The following is a 6,287-nucleotide window of genomic DNA, read 5'->3' as shown; positions in this document are numbered from 1 at the left end:
GGTACTCTCTTTTTGGAAGGCGAACCCCATCGGTTGAACCAATGTCGCCCATGAGGAGAGGGTACTCATCGTCATCCGAAACGAGAGCCACGTACTCTGTTTCCCGCTCAAACTCGGGGAAACGGAATCTCTGGACGAGCTCCACCGTGGCTTCAAGGTCGGGAATCATGCTCTCCAGGAGCTTACCCATAGCCTCAAGGTCCTGAGGTCGAGGAAGTTTTGTGAACCCACCCACGACGCAGCTTATGGGGTGTACATGGCGCCCAAGGAGGATGTCGCAGACATCGTTACAGGTCTTTTTGAGCCGCAACGCCCTCCGAACCACAGCATTGTGCGTATCGATGAGGGGAACAAAGCTCTTCACCCCGAAAAGGTCTGGAGCCACGAGGAAGTAAATATGGAGGATGTGGCTGTCGAGGATCTCAAGGTCCAAGAGGAGCTTCCGGAGCTTAACGGTCTGCTCACTGGGGACAAAGCCTATGGCATCTTCAGCTGCCTGTATGGAAGCAAGAGAATGAGCACAGGCACAGATGCCACAGATACGAGATGTAATGTGCTGGGCTTCAAAAATGGACCGCCCCCGGAGCATGCCTTCGAAAAAGCGCGGCGATTCAATAATTTCCAAACGGCACTCCTGCAGCGTCCCATCACGCACATCCACCACAATGTTCCCATGCCCCTCAACTCTTGTGAGGTACTCTACGTCAATGCGCACGTTTCTCCCCATGGTTCTTTTCTGCCCCTTTCAAAATTCGACAGGCATTGTACATGTCCATTCTCCGCACGAGAAACTCAAGGCTCACCCCGTACTGCCTGAGAACCTCAAGGAATCCCTTCTCGTTGGGATTCGAAACCATCCCCCGGCATCCGTAGCAAATGTTGCCGTTATTGATGCACCAGGAGTTGCACCCTGCCCTTGTGATAGGACCAAGACAGGTTAGGCCCCGCTCATAGAAACAGACATTCTCGTTGAACTTGCACTCGACGCAAACCGCCACATCCGGAACATGGTAGGGAATCCCCAAAAGGGCGCACTTGAGGACCTCGAGGAACTCCGGCTGGTACACCGGACAACCGTGGACGAAGTAATCCACCATGACAACCTCGTGCAGGGGCTTGGTGGGAATGGTCTCAAAAAATTTCGCCCCTTCTCCGTACACGTACTCTTTGATTTCCTCAAGGTCAAAGGCATTCTTCATTCCGTTGACGCCTCCAATGGTTGCACAGGACCCGTAAGCAATAAGGATTTTCGAGCGCTGGCGGATTCTCTTCACCCGTTCCACATCGTGAGGAGTAGTGATACTTCCTTCGACAATGGCAATGTCGTAGACGCCATCCCACCGCTCGCTCATTGTTTCCCGGAACTCCACAAGGTCAACAGAACCCAAAAGCTCCAGAAGTGGCTCGCCGAGATTCGCCACCTGGAGCTGGCAACCCTCGCAGCAGGTGAAATCAAAGAACGCAACCTTTGGCGCCTTCATCATATCGCCCCTTTGAGAGTTTTGATTCGCTCGTAGAAGAAAACCGGACCATCCTGACAGCAGTAGATATCATGAATCTGGCAGTGACCACACTTACCAAGACCACACTTCATGTGCCGCTCAAGGGAGAGGATGATTTGGCTCTCCGGAATACCTTTCTTTAGGAGCTCGGCGATGACGAAGCGGTACATGACCGGTGGACCAACCATAACCGCAAAGGTCTCCCGAGGATTGATATCCACTCCAGGAATGAGGGAGGTGACAAGGCCCACGTTTCCCTTCCAATCGGGGTCTGCCTGGTCCACCGTGCACTGGAACCCCACATCCATACGGCGCTGCCACACCTCAATCTCGTCCCGGAAAAGGAGGTTCTGTGGGTCCTTGCACCCGAAGAGCACATGGACTCTCCCGAAATCCCGCCGATTGTCCATGACGTAGTTGATGAGAGAGCGCAAAGGAGCAAGGCCAATGCCACCGGCAATGAGGAGGAGGTCGTGCCCCATGAGCTTGGTTACCGGGAAACCAACTCCAAAGGGACCTCGAATCCCTACAATATCTCCCGGTTCAAGGCGGTGCAGGGCATTCGTCAGCCGACCCACAGCACGTACACAGAGCTCAAAACTCTTCCGCTGCGTCGGCGAGGAACAAAGGGATATTGGTGCCTCTCCCACCCCAACGAGCGAAACCTCAAGGAATTGCCCCGGTTCAAAATCGAGAATTTCTCCTCCCACGAGGGCGAGTTCAAAAAGCTTATCCTTCTCCGTGAGACGAACGGTACGAAGAATCTGGGCTTCCTTGACCTCGTATCCCGTGTGACTTATGAAGAGCTTCTCCATAGGAATCACCCCCGCAGGGCCCCAAGGTATCCCGTTTCCTGGGCAAGCTGCGTAATGGTCTCCTTCAGGTCGATTTTCGCCATGCAGACCCGACTGCAACGCCCACACCCGGTACAGAAGAACCGATTGTACCGCTTCACCGGATACGAGAACTTCCGGTTGAACCGGTGACGCTTCCGATCTGAGCGTTCCGCCCGAAAGCTCTCACCGCTTGCAATCTTTGCAAAAGGTTCATTCTGGCACGAATCCCAGACCCGGATGCGTCTCCCCGTGGTGAGATCAAGGTTCAGAACATCCTTCACATCAAAACAGTAGCACGTGGGACATACGTTCGTACAGTTCGCACAGGAGAGGCATCGGCTCCCAATATCCTCCCAGACCTTGGCCTCAAACCCTTCCTGGAACATGCGGGGAAGCAGGAAACGGTCAACTGGAACCTCGGGACGGAAAATCTCTGCCTTCCGAGCCCGAAGCACCTCAAGGTCTTTCAGGTGCTTGGGTTCTGCTTTCTGGAAGAGACCAAATCCCCAAGCTATGTCCTCTCCTCTCTGGGTCCCCACGTGAACCAGAAAGTAGTCTCCAAGGTCGGTGAAGAAGAGGTCGTACCCTCCCTGAGGGAGGAACGTTCCCATGAGTCCACACGAAGCGTACGCATCACAGTACTCGTTGCACTCAAGCCCTATGATGGTGACGTAACCTTTGCGAACGAGGTAATTGAGATCTTTCGGACGATCGCTGAACACCACATCGAGGCACTGGATTCCGGCAAGATCGCAGGTATGGACTCCAAAGAGAACAATGTGTTCCACCTCGACCACGGGATGGAGCTTCTGTCCTTCTCGCAAATTGTACTCCGCAAGGGTCTCATACTGGGGCATGAAGTACTTCTTGGGAGGAAGGATGGTGGGGATGTACCGGAGGGCTATGTCTCTTGCGTCCTCAACCTCCTCAAAAGCGAAGTGGCGCTCTCCCTTTTTCTTTGGGGCCACAACCTTGCCGTGCTGCCTCAGGAATCCCACGAACGGACCCAGGTCGCTTTTCACGAGAACAACGTAGTCCATTTCTCGTCCCCCTTCTGGTATTGTTTTACCTCATTACCGCAATGAATGCAAGACACAAATCCTCTCAGCTCTTACGCTCAGGAACTACCTTAGGGGAATCGGCGAAAAGCTTGAGAATGCCAAATTTTACCTGTCTTGCGCCGTGAACGAAACGGTAGGTAACTCCAGAAAGTCCTTGACTTCCCCCCTGAGGCGTACTACGTTCTTTTGAGTTTCCCAAGTTCTCAAGTACCACTGAGGGGGGTTCTGGAAATGCATCCCTTTCTCGCACTATCCGAGCAATGGGTCGACGACTCCTTGGAACCGCTCAGAGTTCTCGCCCTTCTCCTGTACTGCTTTTGGGTCTACGAGACCATCGTAGCCCTTCGGGGATTCCAATCCCCTCGTCCTCTTCCAAGAGCTCGACGGTTCAGGAAATTCGCCGTCCTCATCCCTGCTCACAACGAGGAGAAAGTCCTGGGGCCACTCCTTGAGAGCTTGAAGAGACAAGAGTACCCAAGAGAGTTCTTCGACGTTTACGTCGCCTGCGACGCCTGCACCGACCGGACCAAAGAAGTTGCCCTTGCCCATGGAGCCTTTGTCCTTGAACGAAACGACCCCAAACGCCCTGGTAAAACGCACGATGCCATAGCCCTCTTTGATGCTGACAACCTCGTCCATCCTCAGTTTCTCTCCCGGATGAACGACTACCTTGAGGCCCACGAGGACGCAGAAGTCATCCAGGGGTACCTTGAGACGAAAAATCCGGATCACTCCTGGCTCACCAGGATGTACGCTTTGGCGTACTGGTACGCCAACCGGTTCTGGCAACTTGCCCGGGCAAACTGGGGACTCTCAGCTACCTTAGGAGGCACAGGCCTTGTCATAAGGACTTCCTGCATTTCCCGTCTGGGATGGAACCTGAAGAGTCTCACCGAAGATCTCGAGTTCAGCGTTCAGGTGGTGCTTGCGGGAGGCAAAGTCCACTGGAACGAGTGGGCCATAACCTATGATGAGAAACCAACTTGCTACGCCTCAAGCCACCGCCAGCGCACCCGCTGGATGCAGGGACATTCCTTCATCCTCTGGCGGTATGGATGGAAACTTCTCCTGAAATTCCTCCTCAGCGGACATCTCCAGTACCTGGACTACCTTCTCTACCTTTTCACACCTTTGAGCATCGTCCTGACCACAGTTTCTGTAGCTTTTGAAGCCCTGAGGCGGGGAGTTTGCGGAAACACATCTTCTCTCCTGTACCTGTACCTCTGGATTCCCCTTGCCCTTGTCCAGAGCGCCTACCAGGTGGTCCTTGGTCCTTCCCTCAAGGAGGGCCGCTTCACCTTGCGGTACCTTCCCTACTTTGCCCTGTACACGGTGTACGGCTTAAGCTGGATACCCATTGTCTTTTCGGGTGTTCTGCTCTCCTGGAACCAGAGACGGTGGGTCAAAACCGAACACAGCTGTGCCATTTCTATCAAGGAGATCCTCGGGGAATCCGCAGCATCAAAGTAACGGGGCCGCCGAAGCGGCCCTTTTTTGTCATCCCTTCACCGCACCCATGGTGAGGCCGCGAACGATGTAGCGCTGGACAGTGAGGGCAAGGAGAGTCGGTGGGAGTATGGCAAGGAGAAGCCTCGTTGAGACGTACCAGAACTGCACTCCCTGAGTGTGCTCTGTACCGGCGATGATAATGGTCATAGGGGTTGCGTTCTTGTAGGTGAGAACGAGGGCAAAGAGGAACTCGTTCCAGGCAAAAGAGAAACAGATAATGACTGTCGCTACAAGCGCTGGCGCCGCCAGAGGCAGGGCAATCCGCAAGAAAGCTTCCCACCGGGAGCATCCATCAACCAACGCAGCTTCCTCAAGCTCAACCGGCAGCTCCCGGAACATGTCCTTCATAATGAGTACGGCAAAGGGCATGGCAAAGGTGGTGTTGACAAGAATAAGGGCCACTCTTGTGTCCAAAAGACCTAAAGACTTCATGAGGAGGAAGAAAGGAATAACTGTGGCTGCAGGAGGGAGGAAGCGCTGGGAAAGGAACCAGAACGCCATGCTCTGGTTCCGCCATTTCACGTACTTGTACCGGGCTAATCCATATCCCGCAAGGGTTCCCAAAGCCACGGCAATGAGCGAAGCAAAAACGGCGATGATGATGCTATTCGTGATTCCCCGGAGAATTTCTGGACCCCGCTGCGTGAATTCCGTCTGCCAGTTACTCAAGGTCGGAGTGAACTGGAGCCAGGGAATGCTACTCAGGCGAAAGACGTCCGCCGGTTTTTTAAAGGATGTAATAACGGTCCAGTAGAAGGGGAAAAGCACCCACAAGATGGCAATGACCACAACCACCCACGTTAGGACTTCCGCAACGATGGAGCCTTTTCTCCTGTGCATCGTCTCTCTCCCCTACTCGTAGAGTTCCCGGTATCTCCGGAAAAAGAGGAGCCCGATAATCATTGTGATGGCTAAAAGGAAATAGGCCATGGCGCTGGCATAGCCCAGGTCGAAGTTTCGAAGACCCTGAGTGTAAATGTAGAAGGTAAGGGTTCTTGTTGCCGTTCCCGGACCACCGCTTGTGAGGCTAAAGGGAATGTCGAAGGCCTTAAAAGCATCAACCATGCGGAGCATGATGACGGTTCCAAGGACCGGCGAGAGGAGAGGAAGGGTGATGTGCCGGAAAATTGCCCAGCTCGAAGACGTATCGATAACAGCGGCTTCGTAAATCTCGTCAGAAATCGATTGTAACCCTGCCAGGAGAATGATGAAGGCAAAAGGCGTCCACTGCCAGATATCAACAAGACAAATGGCCAATGTCGCCCAAAGAGGATGAGAAAGCCAGGGGACCTTCCCCAAACCGATGTACTTCAGGAGGACATTGATAGGCCCATTCTCTTCGTAGAACATCATGACCCCAAGGTATCCCAGGGCAACCG

The 6,287-nt window shown here is 53.8% G+C and carries 6 protein-coding genes and 1 pseudogene (1 of these 7 running past the window's edge); 1 reads left to right on the top strand and 6 read right to left on the bottom strand.

What is annotated here, in order from left to right:
* The 4 genes and pseudogenes from H5U36_04170 to H5U36_04155 form a co-directional block, all read right to left on the bottom strand.
* A pseudogene (locus tag H5U36_04170) lies at positions 1 to 727 on the bottom strand (Ni/Fe hydrogenase subunit alpha); it reaches 618 nt to the left of the window's first position.
* On the bottom strand, positions 705 to 1,481 hold the full coding sequence (locus tag H5U36_04165; protein MBC7217357.1) for a cytochrome B: 777 nt from the start codon (positions 1,479 to 1,481) through the stop codon (positions 705 to 707). The pseudogene H5U36_04170 and the gene H5U36_04165 overlap by 23 nt, the downstream one beginning before the upstream one ends.
* The gene (locus H5U36_04160) at positions 1,481 to 2,317 is read right to left on the bottom strand and encodes an FAD/NAD(P)-binding protein (GenBank protein MBC7217356.1); all 837 of its coding nucleotides are present in this window, start codon (positions 2,315 to 2,317) and stop codon (positions 1,481 to 1,483) included. Before H5U36_04160 ends, H5U36_04165 begins: the two co-directional genes overlap by 1 nt.
* 5 nt (positions 2,318 to 2,322) lie before the next feature.
* Complete coding sequence (locus tag H5U36_04155) at positions 2,323 to 3,378, bottom strand: 4Fe-4S dicluster domain-containing protein (protein MBC7217355.1); 1,056 nt, start codon at positions 3,376 to 3,378, stop codon at positions 2,323 to 2,325.
* A 252-nt stretch (positions 3,379 to 3,630) separates the two neighbouring features.
* Here H5U36_04155 and H5U36_04150 point away from each other — a divergent pair, with 252 nt between their 5' ends.
* On the top strand, positions 3,631 to 4,869 hold the full coding sequence (locus H5U36_04150) for a glycosyltransferase family 2 protein (protein MBC7217354.1): 1,239 nt from the start codon (positions 3,631 to 3,633) through the stop codon (positions 4,867 to 4,869).
* A gap of 27 nt (positions 4,870 to 4,896) precedes the next feature.
* On the opposite strand, the gene H5U36_04145 is transcribed toward H5U36_04150, so the two are convergent.
* Complete coding sequence (locus tag H5U36_04145) at positions 4,897 to 5,748, bottom strand: carbohydrate ABC transporter permease (GenBank protein ID MBC7217353.1); 852 nt, start codon at positions 5,746 to 5,748, stop codon at positions 4,897 to 4,899.
* A 12-nt stretch (positions 5,749 to 5,760) separates the two neighbouring features.
* Positions 5,761 to 6,287 (bottom strand): sugar ABC transporter permease (locus tag H5U36_04140; protein MBC7217352.1); only part of this gene is annotated, 527 nt, incomplete at its 5' end.

This window comes from Candidatus Caldatribacterium sp., assembly GCA_014359405.1.
GTDB lineage: Bacteria > Atribacterota > Atribacteria > Atribacterales > Caldatribacteriaceae > Caldatribacterium > Caldatribacterium oleiphilum.
This window is presented reverse-complemented; position numbering and strand designations above follow the sequence as displayed.